This is a genomic window from Heyndrickxia coagulans DSM 1 = ATCC 7050, from assembly GCF_000290615.1.
Taxonomy (GTDB): Bacteria; Bacillota; Bacilli; order Bacillales; family Bacillaceae_C; genus Weizmannia; species Weizmannia coagulans.
In genome coordinates this window covers 1-23094 of the sequence record NZ_ALAS01000091.1, presented here as the reverse complement: position 1 = coordinate 23094, position 23094 = coordinate 1, and the positions used below count along the sequence as shown (strand labels likewise).

Annotated in this window: 22 protein-coding genes and 1 riboswitch; of the genes, 18 read left to right on the top strand and 4 right to left on the bottom strand. The window is 48.6% G+C overall.

What is annotated here, in order from left to right; translation table 11 throughout:
* Positions 1–40: 40 nt before the first annotated feature.
* Positions 41–619, bottom strand: a complete 579-nt coding sequence (locus tag IC21_RS03960) for an MATE family efflux transporter (RefSeq protein WP_073193852.1) — start codon at positions 617–619, stop codon at positions 41–43.
* Between the two features lie 60 nt (positions 620–679).
* Here IC21_RS03960 and IC21_RS15820 point away from each other — a divergent pair, with 60 nt between their 5' ends.
* The gene (locus tag IC21_RS15820; RefSeq protein ID WP_073193851.1) at positions 680–1462 is read left to right on the top strand and encodes a MerR family transcriptional regulator; all 783 of its coding nucleotides are present in this window, start codon (positions 680–682) and stop codon (positions 1460–1462) included.
* Between the two features lie 59 nt (positions 1463–1521).
* On the opposite strand, the gene rnhC is transcribed toward IC21_RS15820, so the two are convergent.
* Positions 1522–2457, bottom strand: coding sequence for a ribonuclease HIII (gene rnhC / locus IC21_RS03950; RefSeq protein ID WP_029142311.1), 936 nt, complete (start codon positions 2455–2457; stop codon positions 1522–1524).
* 100 nt (positions 2458–2557) lie between these two features.
* Here rnhC and zapA point away from each other — a divergent pair, with 100 nt between their 5' ends.
* The 12 genes from zapA (at position 2558) to IC21_RS03890 (ending at position 17123) form a co-directional block, all read left to right on the top strand.
* Complete coding sequence (gene zapA, locus IC21_RS03945; RefSeq protein WP_013859878.1) at positions 2558–2848, top strand: cell division protein ZapA; 291 nt, start codon at positions 2558–2560, stop codon at positions 2846–2848.
* Complete coding sequence (locus tag IC21_RS03940; RefSeq protein ID WP_029142312.1) at positions 2835–3371, top strand: CvpA family protein; 537 nt, start codon at positions 2835–2837, stop codon at positions 3369–3371. The genes zapA and IC21_RS03940 overlap by 14 nt, the downstream gene beginning before the upstream one ends.
* Before the next feature lie 247 nt (positions 3372–3618).
* A complete protein-coding gene (gene polX, locus IC21_RS03935; protein WP_029142313.1) occupies positions 3619–5337 on the top strand; it encodes a DNA polymerase/3'-5' exonuclease PolX in 1719 nt (572 codons plus the stop codon).
* A 75-nt stretch (positions 5338–5412) separates the two neighbouring features.
* Entirely contained in the window at positions 5413–7773 is a 2361-nt protein-coding gene (locus IC21_RS03930; protein ID WP_029142314.1) for an endonuclease MutS2, read from the top strand.
* Between the two features lie 238 nt (positions 7774–8011).
* Positions 8012–9709: an AMP-binding protein gene (locus tag IC21_RS03925; protein ID WP_029142315.1), complete on the top strand. Its 1698-nt coding sequence runs from the start codon at positions 8012–8014 to the stop codon at positions 9707–9709.
* A gap of 142 nt (positions 9710–9851) precedes the next feature.
* The gene (gene fadR, locus IC21_RS03920; RefSeq protein ID WP_029142316.1) at positions 9852–10445 is read left to right on the top strand and encodes a fatty acid metabolism transcriptional regulator FadR; all 594 of its coding nucleotides are present in this window, start codon (positions 9852–9854) and stop codon (positions 10443–10445) included.
* Between the two features lie 34 nt (positions 10446–10479).
* The gene (locus IC21_RS03915) at positions 10480–11253 is read left to right on the top strand and encodes an enoyl-CoA hydratase (RefSeq protein ID WP_019720777.1); all 774 of its coding nucleotides are present in this window, start codon (positions 10480–10482) and stop codon (positions 11251–11253) included.
* 61 nt (positions 11254–11314) lie between these two features.
* Positions 11315–12088, top strand: a complete 774-nt coding sequence (locus tag IC21_RS03910) for an electron transfer flavoprotein subunit beta/FixA family protein (protein WP_013859871.1) — start codon at positions 11315–11317, stop codon at positions 12086–12088.
* Positions 12089–12118: 30 nt separating this feature from the next.
* Positions 12119–13099, top strand: a complete 981-nt coding sequence (locus tag IC21_RS03905) for an electron transfer flavoprotein subunit alpha/FixB family protein (RefSeq protein WP_017553825.1) — start codon at positions 12119–12121, stop codon at positions 13097–13099.
* Between the two features lie 185 nt (positions 13100–13284).
* Positions 13285–13599 carry a thioredoxin gene (gene trxA, locus IC21_RS03900; protein ID WP_013859869.1) on the top strand — a complete coding sequence of 105 codons (315 nt, stop codon included), beginning with the start codon at positions 13285–13287 and terminating at the stop codon, positions 13597–13599.
* Between the two features lie 104 nt (positions 13600–13703).
* A complete protein-coding gene (gene uvrC / locus IC21_RS03895) occupies positions 13704–15476 on the top strand; it encodes an excinuclease ABC subunit UvrC (RefSeq protein ID WP_013859868.1) in 1773 nt (590 codons plus the stop codon).
* Between the two features lie 102 nt (positions 15477–15578).
* Positions 15579–15756, top strand: a riboswitch (Lysine riboswitch).
* 137 nt (positions 15757–15893) lie between these two features.
* The gene (locus IC21_RS03890) at positions 15894–17123 is read left to right on the top strand and encodes an aspartate kinase (protein ID WP_013859866.1); all 1230 of its coding nucleotides are present in this window, start codon (positions 15894–15896) and stop codon (positions 17121–17123) included.
* Between the two features lie 39 nt (positions 17124–17162).
* On the opposite strand, the gene IC21_RS03885 is transcribed toward IC21_RS03890, so the two are convergent.
* The gene (locus IC21_RS03885; RefSeq protein WP_029142317.1) at positions 17163–17621 is read right to left on the bottom strand and encodes a YslB family protein; all 459 of its coding nucleotides are present in this window, start codon (positions 17619–17621) and stop codon (positions 17163–17165) included.
* Positions 17622–18049: 428 nt separating this feature from the next.
* Between IC21_RS03885 and IC21_RS03880 the strand changes: the two genes are divergently transcribed.
* The 5 genes from IC21_RS03880 to IC21_RS03855 all read left to right on the top strand — a co-directional run bounded on the left by IC21_RS03880 (position 18050) and on the right by IC21_RS03855 (position 22475).
* Complete coding sequence (locus IC21_RS03880) at positions 18050–18658, top strand: succinate dehydrogenase cytochrome b558 subunit (protein WP_017553822.1); 609 nt, start codon at positions 18050–18052, stop codon at positions 18656–18658.
* A gap of 71 nt (positions 18659–18729) precedes the next feature.
* The gene (gene sdhA / locus IC21_RS03875; protein WP_029142318.1) at positions 18730–20481 is read left to right on the top strand and encodes a succinate dehydrogenase flavoprotein subunit; all 1752 of its coding nucleotides are present in this window, start codon (positions 18730–18732) and stop codon (positions 20479–20481) included.
* Positions 20482–20553: 72 nt separating this feature from the next.
* Positions 20554–21321: a succinate dehydrogenase iron-sulfur subunit gene (gene sdhB, locus IC21_RS03870; protein WP_029142319.1), complete on the top strand. Its 768-nt coding sequence runs from the start codon at positions 20554–20556 to the stop codon at positions 21319–21321.
* Between the two features lie 98 nt (positions 21322–21419).
* Positions 21420–21896 (top strand): acyl-CoA thioesterase, encoded by a 477-nt coding sequence (locus IC21_RS03865; protein WP_029142320.1) that lies wholly within the window; start codon positions 21420–21422, stop codon positions 21894–21896.
* A 354-nt stretch (positions 21897–22250) separates the two neighbouring features.
* Positions 22251–22475 carry a helix-turn-helix domain-containing protein gene (locus tag IC21_RS03855; RefSeq protein WP_014097816.1) on the top strand — a complete coding sequence of 75 codons (225 nt, stop codon included), beginning with the start codon at positions 22251–22253 and terminating at the stop codon, positions 22473–22475.
* Between the two features lie 396 nt (positions 22476–22871).
* Here the strand turns inward: IC21_RS03855 and IC21_RS17195 are convergent.
* Positions 22872–23094 (bottom strand): hypothetical protein (locus tag IC21_RS17195; protein ID WP_235801101.1); only part of this gene is annotated, 223 nt, incomplete at its 5' end.

Here is a 23094-nt window from a genome sequence, read left to right as displayed (position 1 = left end):
ATGGAAAAAGGGGGAATCGCGGGATTCCTCCTTTTTCCATTTAACCGTCATTGTTTTTTATCCGGAAAATCAATTGATGATCATGAATGAAGCAGGATGAAAGCAAAAATGCAATGCAAGTGCTGATTGCCGACGCCGCCCAAAAACTGTTTAACCCGAGGACAGGCAGAAAGAGGGCAGTGAGTGCGGTTTTGAAAAAAAGATCCGAAAAATTGGAGAGCAAAAACAGCTTCATTTTCGCGTACCCTCTTAGAATGCTTTCATTCACGTTTTTTAGCGCGGAAAATAAAATCATGATGCAGCTGTATTTTAGATAGGAGGTGCCAAAGCCGGCAGCATCAGGATATTTTTTTGCATCCAAAAAGATGGATAAGATTTGCTTATCAAACACGAAATCCGCGAGTGTCAGAAAAAGAACGTAAACCGTGGCAAACCGGATGCAAAACCGGTATCCTTCCAAAATCCTGCCAAACTGTTTCGCGCCGCTGTTGGCCGCTGTAAAAATGGTCAGTGTCTGGCAAAAACCGATCATGATGAGCATAAAAAAAGTGAGGATTTTATTCACCGCAATATACCCGCTGATGATTTCGCTGCCATAGGGATTAACGAATATTTGCAATCATAGTGCAGATAAAGTGACCGCTAAAGCTGCTGTGACAATAAATTTAAAATATTGGGAATGGAAAAGAGGAGAAATCCCTTTTTTACGGGAAACGCTGTAAAGTTCACAACAGGAGAATTTGCCCGGCTGTGCAGAGTGAATAAGAAAACTTTATATGATTACGATGAAACCGGCTTATTAAAACCGGCAGTCCAGGATGGGAATGGTTACCGGTATTATACGGAAGAACAAATCGATCAGCTGAGCAAAATCAAAGTCTTGCAGTCTGTCGGTCTGTCATTGGCTGAAATAAAAAAGCAGTTCCATCAGGAAGATGTAGCGGAAAGCATCCGGACGCTCGCTAACCAGAAAAATGCGATCACAAACAAAATTCATGATTTGGAGCAGTTAGCGCAAACATTGGGCCGGAAGCTGGCTGAACTTGAACGTTTTCAAAAGATGGGGAGCCTGAAGGTCTTTATCGAAACTTGTTTGGAAGAATACTTGATTATTCGTGAACAGTCCGGGCCGTTTGTTGTCAATTACATGCTGGAAGGATACCATGCAGGTGTCATCATCAGCGGGATGAAACAACCTGCATCGGAAAAGAAAACGTGGAAATACCGGAAGACGGATGACCGGAAAGATGCCAACTTTTTGAAAAAAGCAGGCAAGTTTGCCGGGCTTTATTTTCTTGCGGAAGATCAAAAAATCAATGAGGCTACAGAAAAAGCTTACGGCTTGATCTGCAAAGAAACGGAAACGGCGGGCAACGAGATTTACCTTGAAGATGTTGCCAATGATTTTCTTTTGTTTCCGGACGGGAAAATATTATTTAAAATAAGTGCCATGGCAAAGTGAGTTCTGGCTTTTTTCCCAAAAAAGGAGCCAGCTTTGGCCGGCTCCTGTCGGAACGGGCTTCAGCTGATTCCCGCAATCCTTTTCGCTTTTTCCGTATTGGCGAAATGCAGTTTGACAAAATGCGGCAGCGCGGCCATGCCTTTTTCCTTGATGAGCCGCGCGGCAGCCTGGTCCACCTGTGCGCCGGCGCCCTTTGGCAAAACAAAGCCGGCTTTTTTGCTTAATTTTTCTAACTCCCGGACAAAAGCATAGCGTGCGAGAATGGAAGCGGCTGCAACCGCAAGATGGACGCTTTCCCCTTTTGTGCTGAAATAGACGCCGTCGCGCATGACGATTTTTTCGTTTTGCAAATACCGGTAATACGTGGATGCTTCCGCGAACTGATCAATTAAAATTGCATCCGGTTTTGCCGGCGCAATTTTTTGGGCGGTATTGTACAAAGCCCGGTTATGGAGCAATGCTTTCATTTTTCCTTGCGACATGCCCGATTGTTGGAGCCGGTTGTATTTTTCGTTCGGCAAAATGAGCAGGCTGTACGGAATAAAGGTGAGAAGCTCTTTCGCTATTCCGGCAATCTGGCTGTCTGTTAATCCTTTTGAATCTTTTACGCCCAGTTCTTTTAAAAGCGGGAGCTGCCCCTTTTCGACGTAACAGCTGACAACCGTAATCGGCCCGAAAAAGTCGCCTGTCCCGACTTCATCTGACCCAATGACGGAAAGCTGCCCGATATTAGGAGGCAGCGGGTTGCCGGAAGATTTTGCGCGCCGGGCGGCATCCGGCTTCTTTTCCGGCGGCTGTCCCCATTTTGACGCTTCCGTTTCTGCGGTCGGCCCTTGAAATAAAACTTTTCCGGACTTATAGCCGGTAATGGAGCAGCCCGGTATTTTTGCGGCAAAAACGGCGCCGGGCGGAACTTTCCCCGTCAGGCTGTTCTGGTAAGATTGTTTCATTTTTTGCATGGTTGAAGCAGAAACGAGAATGACAGTGTTTTGCATTTTGATTCCTCCGGCAGTTTCAGGATCTCCGTGAATTTGTTCGACATTGTTAGACAAAGGCTTTTCCGCCATGCTATGATAGAGAATAGGATTCTTACAAATGGGGAGGCAGGCAACATTGGAAAAAACCCGAATTACAGTTGGCATATACGGACAGCAATATACCATAATCGGAACGGATCCGGCAAGCCATATTCGCCTGGTTGCCTCGATGGTTGATGAAAGAATGCGGGAAATCAGCGCGAAGAATCCTTCATTAGATACCGGCAAAGTGGCTGTGCTGACAGCCGTAAATGCTGTCCATGATTATATAAAGCTGAAAGAGCAGTATGAGCTGCTTGAACAGCACTATTTACAATTGCTGAAAAAGGATGAAGATGAAAATGGTTAATATGGCCATCATCATTTTGCTTGTGCTTGGATTCCTGAACGGGAAGCGGAAAGGATTTATATTGCAGGCTGTCCATATTACAGGGTTTGTAATTGCCTCCGCAGTTGCGTACATATTGTATGATGACCTGGCGGAAAAATTGAAGCTGATGATTCCGTATCCTTCTTTTAACAGAGACAGCTCATTTGCCCTTCTGATGCACGAAGGCAATATGGAAACGGCCTTTTACCGGATTATTGCGTTTGCCATCCTTTTCTTTGCTGTCAGGATTATTCTGAATATTGTTGGGTCATCCCTTACTTTTTTGGCCCAGCTCCCGGTCCTCAAACAAGTCAATGGATGGGCGGGCGGCATCCTCGGGTTTGCCGAGCTGTACCTGATCCTTTTTATCGTTTTATATATCGGATCTTTGCTGCCGGTGGATGAGATCCAGTCCGCGCTCAAGGGATCCGCAGTCGCAGAAGGCATGATTAAAAATACACCTTATATTTCAGCTCTTGTGGCGTCATGGTGGGTGAAATAGAAACCCGGCCGTCACGTTTACCATTTGCAAAACGGGTTGGAAACGGGTTTTTCAAAACAGCACTTCTCGCGGCGGGGGGAGTGTTTCTTTATGGACGGGGCCGGGATGCCGGGCTCGGATCCAAGCACTCCCCATGCTTCCAGGAAAAAAGGCGCGGCCATTGGAAGGGCGCTTTTTAATCACCGTGGCGGGTAAACGGTAAAAACCCGATCCTTCACTTAATAAGTTAAAAAAAGGGGGCAGGCGAATGCGGACGAATAAACGCAGTGTCATCCGGCTGCTGGAACAAATTGCGGTGTACTTGGAATTGAAAGGGGAAAACCATTTTAAAATCGCGGCTTACCGCAGGGCTGCATCCGCATTGGAAGCGGACGGGCGCGACTTGTCGGAAATCAGCCGTTTTACGGATATCCCGAATATCGGAAAAACAACCGCTTCCGTCATCGAAGAGTTCGTGGAAACAGGGCGGTCCACCCTGCTTGAACAATTAAAAGACGAAGTCCCAAAAGGGCTGGTTCCGCTCATGCAGATACAGGGCCTCGGTGCCAGAAAAATATCAAGGCTTTACAGGGAGCTCGGCATTACAGATGCGGATTCTTTACGAAAGGCTTGTGAAGAAGGAAAAGTTGAAAGGTTAAAAGGGTTTGGAAAAACGACGCAGTCCAATATTTTGCACGCGCTTGACCAGCTTTCAGGGAAACCGGCCTATACCATCGGCCGGCTGCTGCCGGTTCTTCTGCTGATCGAAGAAACGCTGTCCGGAAACAGGAAAATAGAAACCTATTCGCGCGCTGGCAGCATCCGCCGGTTTGAAGAAAGAATAGAAGAGCTCGATTATGTCATCTCCACATTCGATCCAAAATCGGTTGCGGAGGACATTCTTCAAATGAACGAAGTCGTGGAAGCTGTTTCGATCCGGAGTTTAAAAGTGACGGCTAAATTAAAAGGGGAAGCCGGCTTGCGGATCAACTTCCGGATCGCAAAGCCTGACCTGTATGCGCTGGCGCTTTTTCTTTCAACAGGGCCGGAGCCGCATCTGGAAAAAATGCAGCAGATTGCCGGCCTTCATGGCGAACGGCTGACAAAATCCGGCGTCAAAATCCTGAAGACGGGCGAATTGCTCCGTTTTCCGAGCGAGGCTTCGTTCTATCATCATTATGGGCTGCCTTACATCCCCCCGGAAATCCGCGCTGACGGCAGCGAAGTGGAAACCTATAAGGGGACGCCTTTTGTCCAGTTTGATGATATAAAGGGCGACCTGCACATGCACACTGTCTGGTCGGACGGGAAAGATTCGCTTGAAGACATGGTCAATGCATGCAGAAAAAGAGGGTACGAATATATCGCGATCACGGACCATTCCAAATATTTAAAAGTGGCCGGCGGGCTTTCACGTGAACGTTTGATCAGGCAAATGAATGAAATCCGCCGGTTAAATGAGAAATATCCGGATATCCTGATTTTATCCGGCATTGAGATGGACATTTTGCCGGATGGGACTTTGGATTTTGATGATGATGTGCTGTCAGGCCTAGATTTCGTCATTGCTTCCATCCATTCGGGTTTTGGGAACAGCCGCGCGCAGATCATGAAACGGCTGCACAGCGCTTTATTCAACCCGCATGTGGACATGATTGCCCATCCGACCGGAAGATTAATCGGCAAAAGGCAGGGGTACGATGTTGATTTGGACCTGCTCTTCCAATGGGCAAAAGAAACCGGCACGATCCTTGAATTAAGCGGCGATCCCGCCCGATTGGACCTGTCCGCGGCCCGTGCACGAGAAGCGCAGGCGGCCGGTGTGAAAATCGCGATTAACACCGATGCACACGCAACCGCGGAACTGGGCAATATCGCTTTCGGTGTCGGGACCGCGAGAAAAGGCTGGATTGAAAGGAAAAATGTGGTCAATACGTATACGAAAGAACAACTCCTTGATTTTTTAAAACAGAAACATCAGCACTGACCCATTCCCGTTCTGCAATGAAAAGAGGGCAGTTTTCCGAAACGCTGGAATCCGGAATGCATGGAGGACGAATAGATGCAACATAAAATCATCAAAACACTCGAGTTTGATAAAATTAAAAATCTGCTGCTTGCGCACGCTTCTTCACCGCTTGGGGCCGAAAAAATTGAAGCCCTTTTCCCCTCCTCTTCCTACGAAGAAGTGGTCCGGATGCAGGAAGAGACGGATGAAGCGGCACAAGTACTGCGTTTAAAAGGGCATGTGCCGCTTTCAGGCATTTATGACATCCGCCGCCACCTGAAAAGAGCGGCGATCGGCGGCAGGCTGAACCCGCAGGAACTGGTGCAGATTGCGAGCACCATCCATGTCAGCCGGACGATGAAACGGTTTATTGAAGGAATCGCGGAAGAAGAAACAGCACTGCCGATCTTAACCTTAACAAGTATGGCGGACAGAATTGCGGTCCTTACTCCGCTTGAACATGACATCCGGAATGCGGTGGATGAAAACGGGGAAATACTGGACACTGCAAGCGAAACGCTGCGCCAAATCCGCCACGGGCTGCGCGGCACGGAACGGCGCATCCGTGAAAAACTGGAAGGCTATATTCGCGGCAAAAATGCGGCGAAAATGCTGTCGGATGCGATTATTACGATCCGGAATGATCGCTATGTCATCCCGGTAAAACAGGAATACCGGGCAAATTACGGGGGAATCGTCCATGACCAGTCTTCTTCCGGGCAGACTTTGTTCATTGAGCCGCAATCGGTCGTGGACTTGAATAACCAGCTGCGTGAATGGCATTTAAAAGAACAGCAGGAGATTGAAAGGATTTTAAGCGAATTGTCCGCCGCAGTGGCAGCAGCCGGCGGGGAGCTTAACACTATCGTCGAAATTCTCGCCGATTTTGACTTTATGTTTGCCAAAGCTTTATACGGCCGGTCCATTAAAGGTTCGAAACCGGTGATCAACAACCACGGCGCCATCCGTATGTTCAAAGCGCGCCATCCGCTGCTTCCGGCTGATAAAGTGGTGCCGAATGATATTACGCTCGGGCAGGATTATACGACAATTGTAATAACCGGCCCGAATACAGGCGGAAAAACGATTACGCTGAAGACAATCGGGCTGTGCACGCTCATGGCGCAGGCCGGGCTGCAAATTCCCGCCTTGGACGGTTCGGAAATGGCTGTTTTTAAAGAAGTATTTGCCGATATCGGTGATGAACAGTCGATTGAGCAAAGCCTTAGCACCTTCTCCTCCCATATGACAAATATCGTTGAAATCCTGAAACGGGTCGACGATCAGTCGCTCGTCCTGTTTGATGAGCTCGGCGCCGGCACCGACCCGCAGGAAGGGGCTGCCCTTGCGATTTCAATTTTGGACGAAGTGTACAAAAGGGGGGCCCGCGTTGTCGCCACCACCCACTACCCGGAACTGAAGGCATACGCCTACAACCGCGAAGGTGTCGTCAATGCAAGCGTCGAGTTTGATGTGGAAACATTAAGCCCGACATACCGGCTTTTAATCGGCGTTCCCGGCCGGAGCAATGCGTTTGAAATCTCAAGGCGCCTCGGGCTCTCCCCGTCCGTCATTGCACACGCCCAATCATTAATCGGCGCGGACACGAACGAGGTCGAAAATATGATTGCCGCGCTCGAATCGGCGAGGCGCGAGGCGGAAAAAGAACGGCAGGAAGCGCAGAAACTGTTGGAGGATGCCGAGAGGCTGCACCATGATTTGCAAAAACAAATGAGACAGTTTTATGCCCGCCGCGATGAGCTGTATGGAAAAGCGGAGAAAAAAGCAGCAAAAGTGGTGGAAGAGGCAAAGGAAAAAGCGGAAGAGATTATCCGCGATTTGCGGAAAATGCAGCTTGAATCCAAAGCCAATGTGAAAGAACATGAACTGATTGATGCAAGAAAACAGCTGGAGGAACTGGCGCCGAAACTGGACCGCAAACCGGCGGCAAAGGCAAAGAAACAGCATGTCTACCAGCCGGGCGACGAAGTCAAAGTGCTCAGTTTCAACCAGAAAGGCACGCTGCTTGAACAAACGGCAGGCGGCGAGTGGCTCGTGCAAATGGGCATTTTGAAAATGAAAGTAAAAGAATCCGACATGGAATATATCCGGCCGCCGCAACAAAAACAGCCGGAGAAGCACCTGGCAACGGTCAGGGGGCGCGATTCCCATGTCAGCCTGGAACTCGACTTGCGCGGGGAGCGTTATGAAGATGCACTCTTAAAAGTTGAAAAATATATTGATGATGCGCTTTTAGCCGGGTATCCGCGCGTTTCGATCATCCACGGGAAAGGAACAGGGGCGCTCCGGAACGGGGTACAGGAATTTTTGAAACATCACCGCGCCGTAAAACGCATCCGCCTTGGGGAACCGGGCGAAGGCGGCAGCGGCGTCACGATTGTAGAATTCAAGTAATCTTCAAGGGCAAGGGGGAGGGCCTTTTGTTTCTCGAAAAGCTGGCAAAGGTTTTGCTTGTTTGCTGTGCTGTTTTTGCATTGTTTGGCGTCATTTATTTGTTTGTTGCAGATTAGCCCGTAACAAGGAGAAGGAGCGCATCCTTCTCCTGTTTCGGCTGCAAACAATTGTCAGCGGTTTCAATTTTCGTTATAATAAAATAAGTCAATAAAAAAATACAAAAATGGAGTTGATGCAAATGACAGACAGGCCATGGCTGTCCCAATATCCGCCGGAAATACCCGGTTCTCTTACGTATCCGCGAAAACCGGTTTGTGCATTTTTAACCGAAGCAGCTGAGCAGTATCCTGACAAAAAAGCGCTCCATTTTATGGGGAAAGAAATGACATACCGTGAAGTGTACGAAGCTGCGCTCAAATTTGCCGGGTATTTAAAAAAACTCGGAGTGGAAAAAGGCGACAGGGTTGCCGTGCTGCTCCCGAATTCCCCGCAGGCCGTCATCGGGTTTTACGGCATCCTTTACACGGGCGGGATAGCCGTCATGGCGAATCCGCTGTATACGGAAAGGGAACTGGAATACCAGCTGAAAGACTCCGGCGCGAAGGCCATCCTGACGGTTGATTTCCTGTATCCGGCAGTGGCAAAAGTGTTTGAGAAAACCGATCTCGAACATATTATTGTAACCGCTATCAGCGATTATTTGCCTTTTCCCAAAAACGTCATCTACCCGTTTATGCAGAAAAAGCAAACGGGCGTCACAGTACGGGTTCAGCACGGCGGGCACCATCACTTGCTAAAGAACATCATGAAGGAAGAAATTCCGGAACCGCTTGACACGCCGTTCGATATCGAAGAGGACCTTGCGATTCTCCAGTACACCGGCGGCACAACCGGCGTGCCAAAAGGGGTTATGCTGACGCATCTGAATTTGATTGCAAACGCGACGATGTGCGATGCCTGGATGTACAGGACCAAAAAAGGAGAAGAAGTGGTGCTCGGCATGCTTCCGTTTTTCCACGTGTATGGCATGACGACCGTGCTGATTCTTTCTGTCATGCAGGGCTTTAAAATGATTTTAATTCCGCGTTTTGATGCGGAGTCGCTGCTGAAGACGATCGAAAAACAGCGGCCGACCCTGTTTCCGGGTGCGCCAACCATTTATATCGGGCTTTTAAACCACCCGAAAATCAAGGAATATGATTTGTCATCGATTGAAGCATGCATCAGCGGTTCTGCCCCGCTGCCGGTAGAAGTCCAGCAGAAATTTGAAGAGGTAACCGGCGGCAAGCTTGTGGAAGGGTATGGCCTCAGTGAATCGTCTCCCGTCACCCATGCCAATTTTGTATGGGGAAAACGCGTCAAAGGTAGCATCGGCGTGCCATGGCCGGATACGGACTGCGAAATCCGGTCGCTCGAAGACGGCAGGCCGTTGCCGCCCGGTGAAGTCGGCGAGCTGGCGGTAAAAGGGCCGCAAGTGATGAAAGGCTACTGGAACCGCCCGGAAGAAACGCAGGAAGTGCTGAAAGACGGGTGGCTGTTTACGGGGGACCTGGCTTATATGGACGAAGAAGGTTATTTTTATATTGTCGACCGGAAAAAAGACATCATCATTGCAGGCGGCTATAATATTTATCCGCGCGAAGTAGAAGAAGTGCTGTATGAGCACCCTGCCGTCCAGGAAGCCGTGGTGGCCGGCGTGCCGCACCCGTACCGCGGGGAAACCGTCAAAGCCTATATTGTGCTGAAAGAGAATATGGCAGTAACGGAAGAAGAACTGGACCGGTTTGCGCGCCAATATCTGGCGGCCTATAAAGTCCCGCGCATTTACGAATTCCGGGATGAACTGCCGAAAACGGCCGTCGGGAAAATTTTGCGGCGCTCATTGGTTGCAGAAGAAAAAGAAAAGATGGAAAATGAAGGAGAGAAGATCGGTTAAGGAAAATTTTTTATAAACAGGACTTGACAAATGCTGCATTCCTGTATAATATGAAAATATGAATGAATGGTCATTCATTTTCCGGCCGCCATCAAACCGGCCGGCCAAATTGACAGATCATGAGATTGAAAGGTGATAGCCCGTGAGGAAAAACAGGCCAAAGTACAAACAAATTATTGATGCAGCAGTGGTGGTTATCGCACAACACGGCTATCATCAGGCACAGGTTTCAAAAATTGCAAAACAGGCGGGCGTAGCGGACGGCACAATTTATTTGTATTTTAAAAACAAAGAAGATATCCTGATTTCTTTGTTTGAAGAAAAAATGCAGCTGTTTATCGAAAAGGTTTCCGAATATATTGCAGGGGACCTTTCCCCTTCCGAAAAGTTGCTCAAGATGATCGAAAACCACTTCAAAGTCCTTGCCGCCGACCACCATTTGGCGGTCGTGACCCAGCTGGAACTGCGGCAGACAAATTTAGACCTGCGGCTTAAAATCAACAGCGTGCTGAAAGAATATTTGACGCTCTTTGACCAAATTATCCGCGAAGGCATGGAAAAAGGCGAATTCGATTCCGGGCTTGACGTCCGGCTCGTCCGACAGATGATTTTCGGGACAGTCGATGAAACGGTGACGACATGGGTGATGAATAAAGAAAAATACGACCTCGTTTCACTGGCTGCTCCCGTCCATCAATTGATCATTAACGGCTGCGGCAAAAAAACGGCGGTTTAATTGCCGCAGCTTTCACAAGGGGGTTGGAGACGGGATGGAATTTATTACGATCAAACGGGAAAATGCGGTTGCCTGCATTGAAATGAACAGGCCGCCCGCCAACGCGCTTGCGCAGGCCCTTTTAAAAGAACTTGCGCAAGCGTTTGGCCAGCTTGAAAACGATCCTGAAACCCGGGTCGTGCTCCTTTACGGGAAAGGAAGATTTTTCTCGGCGGGAGCGGATATTAAAGAATTTGTCCAATTAAGGGAATCCGGCGGCTCCGATGCGATAGCGGTTTCCGGCCAGGAATTGTTCGAAAAAGTGGAAGCGTTCCCGAAACCGGTCATCGCCGCAATCCACGGCGCGGCACTTGGCGGCGGGCTCGAACTTGCGATGGCATGCCATATCCGGCTTGTCACAGAAAATGCGAAGCTCGGCCTTCCGGAACTGAGCCTCGGGCTTGTGCCGGGTTTTGCCGGAACGCAGCGGCTGCCAAAGTATATCGGGCGCGGCAAAGCGTTTGAAATGCTGTGGACAAGCGAACCGCTGACCGGAACGGAGGCCGTGCAGCAGGGGCTTGCAAACCATGCTTATAAGGAAGAGGAACTGCTCCCGAAAGCAAAGGCGCTGGCTGAAAAAATTGCAAAGAAAAGCCCGCTGGCCCTGAAAGCCTCTATTGAACTCGTCAATTATGCAAAAACAAATGATTACGAAAAAGGCTTGGAGCAGGAATCCGCACGTTTTCTTGAGCTGTTCGGCTCAAAAGATGCAGAGGAAGGTATCAAAGCTTTTATTGAAAAAAGGGAACCGCGTTTTACAGGGGCATAACATTTTTATTTTGTATGCGCTTAAATGATTTTATTTTTTAACGATTCAGGGAGGGAACGGCATGAATATCTTCGTATTATTAAAACGGACCTTTGACACAGAAGAAAAGATTGCAATTGCAAACGGCCGCATCCAGGATGACGGGGCGGAATATATCATCAACCCGTACGATGAATACGCCGTTGAAGAGGCCATCCAGGTGCGGGATGCCCAGGGCGGCGAAGTCACAGTGGTCACAGTCGGCAATGAAGATGCCGAAAAGCAATTGCGGACGGCGCTTGCGATGGGTGTGGATAAAGCAGTCCTCATTAATATTGAAGACGATGTGGAAGCAAGCGACCAGGTCACAACGTCAAAAGTGCTTGCCGCTTATTTGAAAGAGCAGGAACCAGACCTCATTATCGGCGGGAATGTCGCCATTGACAACGCTTCCGGACAGGTCGGACCGCGGGTGGCGGAGTTGCTCGGCATCCCGTATGTAACGACAATTACCAATCTGGAAATTGACGGCGGCAAAGCGACGGTCACAAGAGATGTCGAAGGGGATTCCGAAATCATTGAAACGGACCTTCCGCTTCTCGTCACAGCGCAGCAGGGCTTAAATGAGCCGCGTTATCCTTCGCTACCGGGGATCATGAAAGCGAAGAAAAAACCGCTTGAAGAACTGGAACTGGATGATCTTGACCTTGAAGAAGAAGACGTGGAGCCGAAAACCAAAACTATCGAGGTTTACCTGCCGCCGAAAAAAGAAGCAGGAAAAGTGCTTGAAGGCGAAATCGCCGACCAGGTAAAAGAACTTGTCCAATTATTGCATGCCGAAGCAAAAGTGATTTAAGCGAAGAAACCGGAAATGGAGGGGATCAGCATGAGTCGAAAAGTATTAGTAGTGGGCGAAGTCCGTGACGGGTCGCTCCGCAATGTATCATATGAAACCATTGCCGCCGGAAAAACGGTAGCGGAAGGCGGGGAAGTAGTCGGCGTTTTGATCGGGGACGCTGTGAAAGATTTGGGGAAAGACATGATTCAATACGGTGCTGACCGTGTTGCCGTGGTGGAAGACGAGAAGCTGAAAAGCTATTCTTCAGACGGTTTTTCCCAAGCATTGCTTGCGGTTGTCGAATCTGAAAAGCCGGACGGCATCTTAATCGGCCATACGGCGCTTGGCAAAGACCTGGCCCCAAAAGTAGCGGCTAAATTGGATGCCGGCCTGATTTCGGATGCGACCGCAGTGGAATCAGCCGGAGAACATGTCGTCTTTACCCGCCCGATTTACTCCGGCAAAGCGTTTGAGAAAAAGATCGTAACAGACGGGATCATCTTTGCGACCATCCGGCCGAACAACATCAGCCCGCTTGAAAAAGATGAATCGCGGACAGGGGATATCGAAACCGTCCAGGCGGAAATTAAAGATTTGCGCACGGTCATCAAAGAAGTAGTCCGGAAAGTAAGTGAAGGGGTTGACCTTTCGGAAGCGAAAGTCATCGTTTCAGGCGGCCGCGGCGTGAAAAGCGCGGACGGCTTCAAACCGCTGAAAGAGCTTGCCGATGTGCTCGGCGGCGCGGTTGGGGCTTCGCGCGGCGCATGTGACGCCGGATACTGCGATTATTCCCTGCAAATCGGGCAGACGGGCAAAGTGGTGACACCGGATTTGTATATCGCATGCGGCATTTCCGGCGCCATCCAGCATTTGGCCGGCATGTCCAACTCAAAAGTCATTGTGGCCATTAACAAAGATCCGGAAGCAAACATCTTCAACGTAGCGGACTACGGCATCGTCGGCGACCTGTTTGAAGTGGTCCCGCTTCTCACGGAAGAAATCAAAAAACTGAAAGTCACATCGGCGTAAATCCCGGGCCCGGACGAAAAAAATCGTTCCGGGCCTGTTTTCTGTTGGATATTCGCGGAAAAAGGGTATAAAATAATAAAATCATTACTGCTTACCTGGACCGGACAAATTGTTCGCAACATATGATAAAGGATGATATACTAATCCCAAGCAGTAATAGTTTGATTTAGGAGGGTTCTTTCAATATGGCAATTACACATGCTACCGACGCGACTTTCGATCAGGAAGTCAGCCAAGGTTTGGTATTAACGGATTTTTGGGCAACATGGTGCGGCCCGTGCAAAATGATTGCACCGGTACTTGAAGAAATCGATGCTGAAATGGGCGACAAGGTGAAAATTGTCAAAGTGGACGTTGACGAGAACCAGGAAACAGCCAGCAAATTCGGCATCATGAGCATTCCGACCCTTGTTCTCATGAAAGACGGCAAACCGGTCGACAAAGTGATCGGTTACCAGCCGAAAGAAGCTTTGCAAGAATTAGTGAACAAACATTTATAATACAATAAACGCGCGGCTTCAAGCCGTGAGCAAATGCATTTAAAATCCGGACCGGCTGTGGTCCGGGTTTTTTACAGAACGCAGGATTTTGAGGTGAAGAAAAATTGAACGAAACGATCCGCAATAAACTTGCCCTCCTGCCCGCCCAGCCCGGCTGCTACTTAATGAAAGACAGACAGGGGACCATCATTTATGTCGGGAAGGCCAAAATTTTAAAAAACCGTGTCCGCTCTTACTTTTCCGGTTCGCATGACGCAAAAACGCAGCGGCTTGTCAGCGAGATCGAAGACTTTGAGTATATTGTCACTTCTTCCAATATTGAAGCCCTTATTCTTGAAATCAACTTAATCAAAAAGCATGACCCGAAATACAACATCATGCTAAAAGATGATAAAACATACCCGTATATTAAGCTGACCCATGAACGCCACCCGCGTCTGATCACCACCCGGAAAGTGAAGAAAGATAAGGGAAAATATTTTGGCCCGTATCCGAACGTGCAGGCGGCCAATGAAACAAAAAAGCTGCTGGACCGGTTGTATCCTTTGCGGAAATGCACCAATATGCCGGACCGCGTCTGCCTTTATTACCATTTGGGCCAGTGCCTTGCGCCGTGTGTCAATGAGGTGAAAGAAGAAACATACAAAGAGATCACCGACCAAATTACCCGCTTTTTGAACGGGGGCTACACGGAAATCAAAAAAGAACTGGAAGAAAAAATGCATGAGGCTGCTGAAAAACTTGAATTTGAGCGGGCAAAAGAATACCGCGACCAGATCGCCAATATTGAAATGACGATGGAAAAACAGAAAATTACCATGACGGATTTTACGGACCGCGACATTTTCGGCTACGCAGTGGATAAAGGCTGGATGTGTGTCCAGGTGTTTTTCATGCGCCAAGGAAAGCTGATTGAACGGGATGTCTCGCTTTTTCCGTCTTACGATGAGCCGGAAGAGGAATTTTTGAGCTATTTGGGGCAGTTTTACGCCAAACCGGAGCATATTAAGCCGAAAGAAGTGCTGATTACGGAAAAAGCAGACCGGGAACTGGCAGAACAACTGCTGGAAATCAAAGTGCTCCAGCCAAAAAAAGGCCAGAAACGGGAACTTGTGTTAATGGCCGAGAAAAACGCAAAGATTGCTTTGAAAGAAAAATTTGCGTTGATTGAACGGGACGAGGAACGGACGATCAAAGCCGTTGAAAATCTAGGCGAAAAGCTCGGCATCTATACGCCGCACCGGATTGAAGCGTTCGATAATTCGAATATCCAGGGGACAAACCCGGTTTCGGCGATGGTCGTGTTTGTGGACGGCAAGCCGGCAAAAAAAGAATACCGCAAATATAAAATCAAAACGGTGGAAGGGCCGGATGATTATGAATCGATGCGCGAAGTGATCCGCCGCCGTTACATCCGTGCCCTGAGGGAAAACTTGCCGCTTCCGGACCTCATCATCATTGACGGTGGAAAAGGGCAAATTGACGCGGCAAGGGATGTGCTCGAAAATGAGCTCGGGCTTGAGATTCCGCTCGGCGGCCTGGCAAAGGATGAGAAGCACAATACATCGCAGCTTTTGTTCGGCAACCCGCTGGAAGTCGTGCCGCTCGGGCGGAACAGCCAGGAATTTTACCTGCTCCAGCGCATCCAGGATGAAGTGCACCGGTTTGCGATTACGTTCCACAGGGAATTGCGCGGAAAATCCGCATTTCAATCGGCGCTTGACGATATTCCGGGCATCGGACCGAAACGGAAAAAACAACTGCTCCGCCACTTTGGTTCCTTAAAGAAAATGAAGCAAGCGAAGTTGGAAGAATTTGTGGAAGCGGGCATCCCGCGCCCGGTATCCGAAACATTAATCAAAAAATTACAAGAATAACCTAGCAGGGTTTTTCCGTATATGGTATAATCATGATAATTTCATATGGCAGGCTTTGTTTCAGACTTTCGGGAGCGGATATCCCGGCGTCCGGCAAAGCCGTTACATGATAGAGGCGCAAAACTTAAGAGTAAGGAACGGGAGAAGATTGGGCTTCCGGGATCGTTCCTGAAAGGAAGTTTTGCCGAAGTGGAAATGGCCTCAATGCCGTTTTTGCTGGTTCTGTACTGAAGAAGTCCGGAACTGTCAGGATGAAATGTCTTGGAGCGCTATCTCACAGGAATAACTGCGTACCCGCGTATGCAAAAGCGATGAGATATCCGTTCTCATTGCTTTTTTTTAAATGGGCGCCAAGTTGCTTTGCTTTCAATCTGACAGCCTCATCTTACTTATAAACTGCAGAAGGTGGCGGAGTTATTGGGAATCATTGTTCAGAAATTCGGGGGAACTTCGGTTGGAAATGTGGAAAGGATCCGGAATACGGTCGACCGGATTATTGAAGAAAAGGAAAAAGGCCATGATGTTGTCGTCGTTGTCTCCGCGATGGGCAAAACAACGGACCAGCTTGTCGGGCTTGCAAATGAACTTTCGGCGTATCCTGCAAAACGCGAAATGGATATGCTGCTTTCAACCGGCGAACAGGTGACGATTTCGCTTGTCGCCATGGCGCTGATCGATCGCGGCTACGATGCCGTTTCTTATACCGGTTGGCAGGCCGGCATTATAACGGAACCCGTGCACGGAAACGCCCGGATCACGGAAATCCGGACTGAAAAAATCAAATCCCGTCTGGCAGCCGGGCAAATTGTCGTTGTCGCCGGGTTTCAGGGCATTACCCCGGAAGGCGAAATTGCGACGCTCGGCAGGGGCGGCTCGGATACAACGGCAGTGGCGCTTGCAGCAGCGCTTCATGCCGACCGCTGCCTGATCTACACGGATGTAACCGGCGTGTTTACGTCCGACCCGCGCTATATTCCGACTGCCCGGAAGCTTAAGGCTGTATCCTACGATGAGATGCTTGAACTGGCGAGCCTCGGGGCGGGCGTCCTGCATGCAAGGGCGGTGGAGTTTGCCAAAAATGCGGCTGTGCCGCTGATCGTTTGTTCGAGCCTTGAAAGGGAGGAAGGCACGTTAATAGAGGAGGAAGTTTCGGTGGAAAAAAATTTAATTGTCCGCGGCGTTGCATTTGAAGACGGCATTACAAGGGTAACCATTTTCGGGCTGGAAAACGGCTTCCGGAATTTGCCGGATATATTCACGACACTGGCGGAACACCATATTGATGTCGATATCATCATCCAGAACCGGACGGCGGACCATAAAACATATTTATCATTTTCGATAAAAGATAAAGATCTAAAAGAAACGGCCGATCTTTTGGAAGCCGGGAAAGAAGCCCTCAGCATCGACCATTTTGAAACGGAAACCGGCCTCGCAAAAGTGTCCATCATCGGCTCGGGCATGGTTTCCAACCCAGGCGTTGCGGCAAAAATGTTCCAGGTTCTGGCCGACCACGGCATTGCGATTAAAATGATCAGCACGTCCGAGATCAAAGTATCCACCGTTGTCGATGCAAAAGAAATGGTCCGGGCCGCCCGGTGCCTGCATGAAGCATTTGAACTGGATGCAGTGGAACAAAATATATGAAAATATGAAAAAGCAGGGGAGCCCCCTGCTTTTTCATATTTATTCCTCGGCCGGGTCTTTCGCATCCCACTGCACGGTGATCCGGATTTTTTTTGCCTTTTTCGCAACTTCTTCCACAGCTTCCGTGATCAGTTTTTTCTGCATCTGGTACTGCTCGGCCAAAAACCCGGCTTCAAGCTTGAATGTCGGTTCTGCGCCTGCGCCCATATCCAGCTGCCGTTCAATCATCGGCCCGGATAACTCAAATTCAATATGATATTTCTCTTCTTTTTTGATTGACAACGTTCCCCAGCCGGCCTCTTTGAAAAAAGAAACCATTTCTTCATAGGTAAGCAACTGGAATTTTCTTGCCAAATGTTTTCCCGCCCAGTACAGAATATCCGGCGTTTCCTTGCCGAGTATATCCGGAATTAATATATTGCGCAACAGCTCATATCCGAATGTGGGTACCATCAGCTGTTCCGCAACGGTTTGTTCATTTCCGCCAGAAGATTTCACGCAATTCCCCTCTTTCTATATGCTATATTATATACAAAATAAAACCGGACTTAAAAGCATTTTTTAAGTATACACAAAAATAAAAGGAACTTTTTCCGCCGGTTTCCGCGTTATACGGGGAAGTGGTACCGGTTGCGGTAAAATCCGATGAAAAAAGACAAGCCTTGGATAAAAATTCCTTTTTTATGCAAAAGCATATGGCAAAAGAGCTATACTGAAAAAATTTTAAAAAAATGGAAGAAAGACTGACAAATATGACAAATAAACGGCATTTTCAGCGCAAATTCATGAATGCGTTTCCTTGACGTGCCCATTTGTCGGGAGTACAATAAAACTGTCACATAATTGTTATAAAATATTTATGCGGGAGGAAGCCATGCAAAATTTGTCTTCTTTGCATAAATTCACACTACAAAGGGGGATACAATGTGGCTGGAAATCGAGAGTTTTATAACCGCAAACTGCATTCTTTGCTGGGTGTTGTACCCATCGGCTTATTTTTAGTCATCCACTTGACCGTAAACCACTATGCGGTAAACGGTGCTGCTGCCTTCAATAAAGCAGCCGGTTTTATGGAAAACCTGCCGTTCCTGCTTTTTGTGGAAGTAGTATTCATTTATCTGCCGCTTCTGTTCCATGCAATTTACGGCTTATACATTTCGTTTACGGCATCGAGCAATGTCGGCACGATGGGCTACTTCCGGAACTGGATGTACCTATTGCAAAGAATCAGCGGTGTGCTGGTCCTGATCTTTCTCGTATTTCACATCTATGAAACACGCATTCAAATGGCGCTTGGCAAGGAATTGAATTTTGATCTGATGGCAAATCTTTTAGCAAATCGTTGGATGCTCGCCTGGTACATAATTGGGACAGTGGCTGCCATTTTCCACTTTGCCAACGGTCTCTGGTCGTTCCTGGTCAGCTGGGGCATTACACAGTCACGCCGGTCACAGCAAATTTCCACATATGTGATGATCGTGGTCTTTGTGCTGCTTTCCGTTGTCGGCGTCAGGGCTTTATTAGCATTTGCATAATGAAAAGACTCGAAAAATAGCAGTCTACTGGTTTGTAAGAGGCATCAAGTATGAAAAGGGAGTGAATCAAGTTGGCTAATGGCAAAATCATTGTTGTCGGCGGAGGGCTTGCCGGTTTGATGGCGACTGTAAAAATTGCAGAAGCAGGCCGGCAGGTTGATCTGTTTTCTTTAGTGCCGGTAAAAAGGTCGCACTCTGTTTGCGCACAGGGCGGCATTAACGGCGCTGTCAATACAAAAGGGGAAGGGGATTCGCCATGGATCCACTTTGACGATACGGTATACGGGGGCGACTTCCTTGCCAACCAGCCGCCGGTAAAAGCGATGTGCGAAGCGGCGCCGGGGATTATCCACTTGTTTGACCGGATGGGTGTCATGTTCAACCGCACGTCGGAAGGGCTTTTGGACTTCAGGCGTTTCGGCGGCACCCAGCACCACCGCACAGCATTTGCAGGCGCGACAACCGGCCAGCAGCTTTTATACGCATTGGATGAACAGGTAAGGCGCCATGAAGTGGACGGGCTTGTCACGAAATACGAAGGCTGGGAATTTCTCGGCATTATCAAAGACGATGAAGGCATCTGCCGCGGCATTGTTTCGCAAAACCTGACCACAATGGAAATCAAAGCTTTTCCTGCGGATGCTGTCATTATGGCATCAGGCGGCCTTGGCATTATTTTCGGGAAGTCGACCAACTCGATGATCAATACCGGCTCGGCGGCTTCTATTGTATACCAGCAGGGCGCAACGTATGCGAACGGCGAATTTATCCAGATCCACCCGACTGCTATCCCAGGTGATGACAAACTGCGGCTGATGAGTGAATCCGCACGCGGGGAAGGCGGGCGCATCTGGACGTACAAAGACGGCAAACCGTGGTATTTCCTGGAAGAAAAATATCCGGCATACGGGAACCTCGTGCCGCGCGATATTGCAACCCGTGAAATTTTCCATGTCTGCGTGGACTTGAAACTCGGAATTAACGGCGAGAACATGGTCTATCTCGATTTGTCGCACAAAGATCCGCATGAACTGGACGTTAAACTGGGCGGGATTATTGAAATCTATGAAAAATTTGTCGGCGATGACCCGCATAAAGTGCCGATGAAAGTATTCCCGGCCGTCCACTATTCCATGGGCGGATTATGGGTGGACTATAAGCAGCATACGAGCATTCCGGGGCTGTTCGCAGCAGGCGAATGCGACTACTCGATGCACGGCGCGAACCGCTTAGGGGCAAACTCCCTGCTTTCTGCCATCTATGGCGGGATGGTAGCCGGGCCTGAAGCTGTCAACTACATCGACGGGCTTGAAAAGAGCGCGAATGCACTGCCGTCAACCGTCTTTGAACGTGCTGTCCAGGAACAGGAGAAAAAATGGAACGATATATTGTCGCTTGACGGAACCGAAAATGCCTATGTGTTGCATAAGGAACTGGGCGAATGGATGACAGACAATGTGACGGTTGTCCGTTACAATGACCGTCTGAAGAAAACGGACGAAAAGATTCAGGAATTAATGGAAAGATGGAAAAATATTAATGTTGTAGATACATCGAAATGGAGCAACCAGGCGGCTTCGTTTACACGGCAGCTGTATAACATGCTGCAGCTGGCGCGCGTCATTACGATCGGCGCCCTGAACCGTAATGAAAGCCGCGGCGCCCACTATAAACCTGATTTTCCGGACCGCAACGACGAAGAATGGCTGAAAACGACGATGGCAAATTATGACCCTGTGAACAATGAGCCGGTTTTCAGCTATGAAGATGTGGATGTATCGCTGATCAAGCCGCGCGTGCGCGACTACACGAAGAAGCACTGATTCGGATCGGGCGAAAGCGGACTTTTTCCGGCTTTTGCCCGGGTGATTTCATAAGGAAAGAGGAGAATAAGGATGGGTGAACAAAAAACCGTTACATTTATCATACAACGCCAGGATAATCCGGAATCAGAACCATACGACGAAACGTTTGAAGTTCCGTACCGGCCGAATATGAATGTCATTTCGGCCCTGATGGAAATCCGCCGGAATCCGGTCAATGCCAAAGGGGAAAAAACAACACCTGTTGTTTGGGAAATGAACTGTTTGGAAGAAGTTTGCGGCGCCTGTTCCATGGTGATTAACGGCAAGCCGCGCCAGGCTTGTTCAGCGCTTGTGGACAAACTGGAGCAGCCGATCCGCCTTGCCCCGATGCGGACCTTCCCGGTTGTAAGAGATTTGCAAATTGACCGCAGCCGCATGTTCGACTCGCTGAAAAAAGTGAAAGCCTGGATTCCGATTGACGGCACTTACGACTTAGGGGAAGGGCCGCGCATGCCGGAGAAAAAAAGGCAGTGGGCTTATGAACTGGCAAAATGCATGACGTGCGGCGTATGTTTGGAAGCCTGCCCGAATGTCAACAGCCGTTCAAACTTTATCGGGCCGGCCCCGCTTTCGCAAGTACGGTTATTTAATGCGCACCCGACCGGTCATATGAACCGTGATGAACGGCTTGAAGCGATCATGGTTGACGGCGGCCTTGCCAATTGTGGCAACTCGCAAAACTGTGTGCAAGTCTGCCCGAAAGGTATCCCGCTGACAACATCCATCGCAGCGTTAAACCGTGAAACAACCATTTATATGTTTAAAAAATTCTTTGGCAGTGACCATACGGTTGACTAATGCCGAAAGTGCCACATCAAAGCGGAAACAGTACGATGTGGCGCTCTTTTTCAAACAAAAAATGAATGGCTGTTCACTCATTAAAAGGAGGCATTCCATTGAAAAAACATATCTCTTATATTGATGACTGGGAGGCCTGGGAAGAAGGATTTTCGTTTTATCTCCCGGTGACGGTCCGTTTTTCCGAAACCGATATGTTCGGCCATATGAACAATACCGTTCCGTTTATTTATTTTGAACAAGCGCGGATTGAATTTCTCCAGCAGCTCGGGTTTATGGGCGACTGGGCAAAAAGAGGCACCGGATCCATCCCGGTCGTGGCGGATTTGCAGTGTGATTTTTTGCAGCAGGTTTTTTTCAATGACAAGCTCCGCATTTATGTAAAAGTCTCGAAAATCGGCAATTCGTCCGTTGACTTGCACTATATGGCGAAAAATGAAGCGGATGAAATCTGTTTTACCGGGCGCGGGACAATGGTGCAAATTTCGGCCGCAACCGGAAAAGGAAAACCGTGGACGGCGGAAGAAAAAGCGAGATTCGCCGACCCGCAAGCTTATGTCTCATCCGGCAACTGAACGAAAGAGTCCATCCCGCCGTATAATATAAACTTAAGTGCGTGCGTTGGGGATTAATTCGAGCGGAGAAAAGAGCGGCAATACGTGGTATTTTTTACAACAATTGCTTGCCTGCTTTGCCGTCTTCGTACAGGCCATAAACAGAATCCATAACTGCCAGTTTACAATGCCGGATAATGCTTCATTCTTCTTTTGCACAGAAGGGATTTCCGGTATCCGCCCTTTTTTGCTGATTTGTGCTGTTCCTTGCCTCGCCAAGTCACTCCCGGCTGCGCTAAAACATAAGATATTGTGACAACCAAAATACCCATCCCCGCGGTTTAGAGCTGGCGAAGGCAAGGAGGGTTATCATAGTTGAAGGACAACGATTTCACACATAAACCGCTGCTGACAAAAAGAGAAAAAGAAGTATTCGAGCTGTTAGTACAAGACAAGACAACAAAAGAAATCGCAAGCGAATTGTTTATCAGCGAAAAAACAGTTCGAAATCATATTTCCAATGCCATGCAGAAATTGGGAGTCAAGGGGCGCTCGCAAGCTGTTGTTGAATTACTCCGCATGGGGGAATTAAAGCTTTGAAACAAAATCGGCTGCAATGTTGCAGTCGATTTTGTGGTTTAAAGAGGGGGGAGAGAAACGGAAGGATCTGCGGATAAAGCGTTTACTCTTTTTGACTCCGATTTTTACATTTTTCATATTTTTAGATGAAGCTGGAAATTTGCCGGCGGTTTTAGTAAAATGGCCACAAGCTCACGACACGGAATCGTTTTCAATGGTGCCTTTAAATGAAACTCCGGCCGACAATCGATCATGTTAGTAAAAGGCGGGGCGTCCAGACGCCGGATACCGTATAAAAAATCACGAGGCTTACGAAAACAAACGGCGTTGTTATCTCAAAAGACGGCATTAAAATTTTTTCCAAAGCCCTCATGAGGCAGTGTGAAGTTTTCTCCAAAGACGTTGGACGATTTGGCTTTAAATCAAACGCTGCTGCACCCAAATTTGCAAACAGACGCCCATGCCGAATGAATGCGGCACCAGCAGAAGGATGAAAGCCAGCCGGCGCATATTTTCAGGAGAGATTAATAGATTTATCCGCAAACATCGCAATTTAACGGCTTTCCGAAAGAAGTCTCCCATCCTCAAGGAATGTGAAGGTGCGAATCGCACCAATGAGTAGGTGGGAGATGAATTTCGG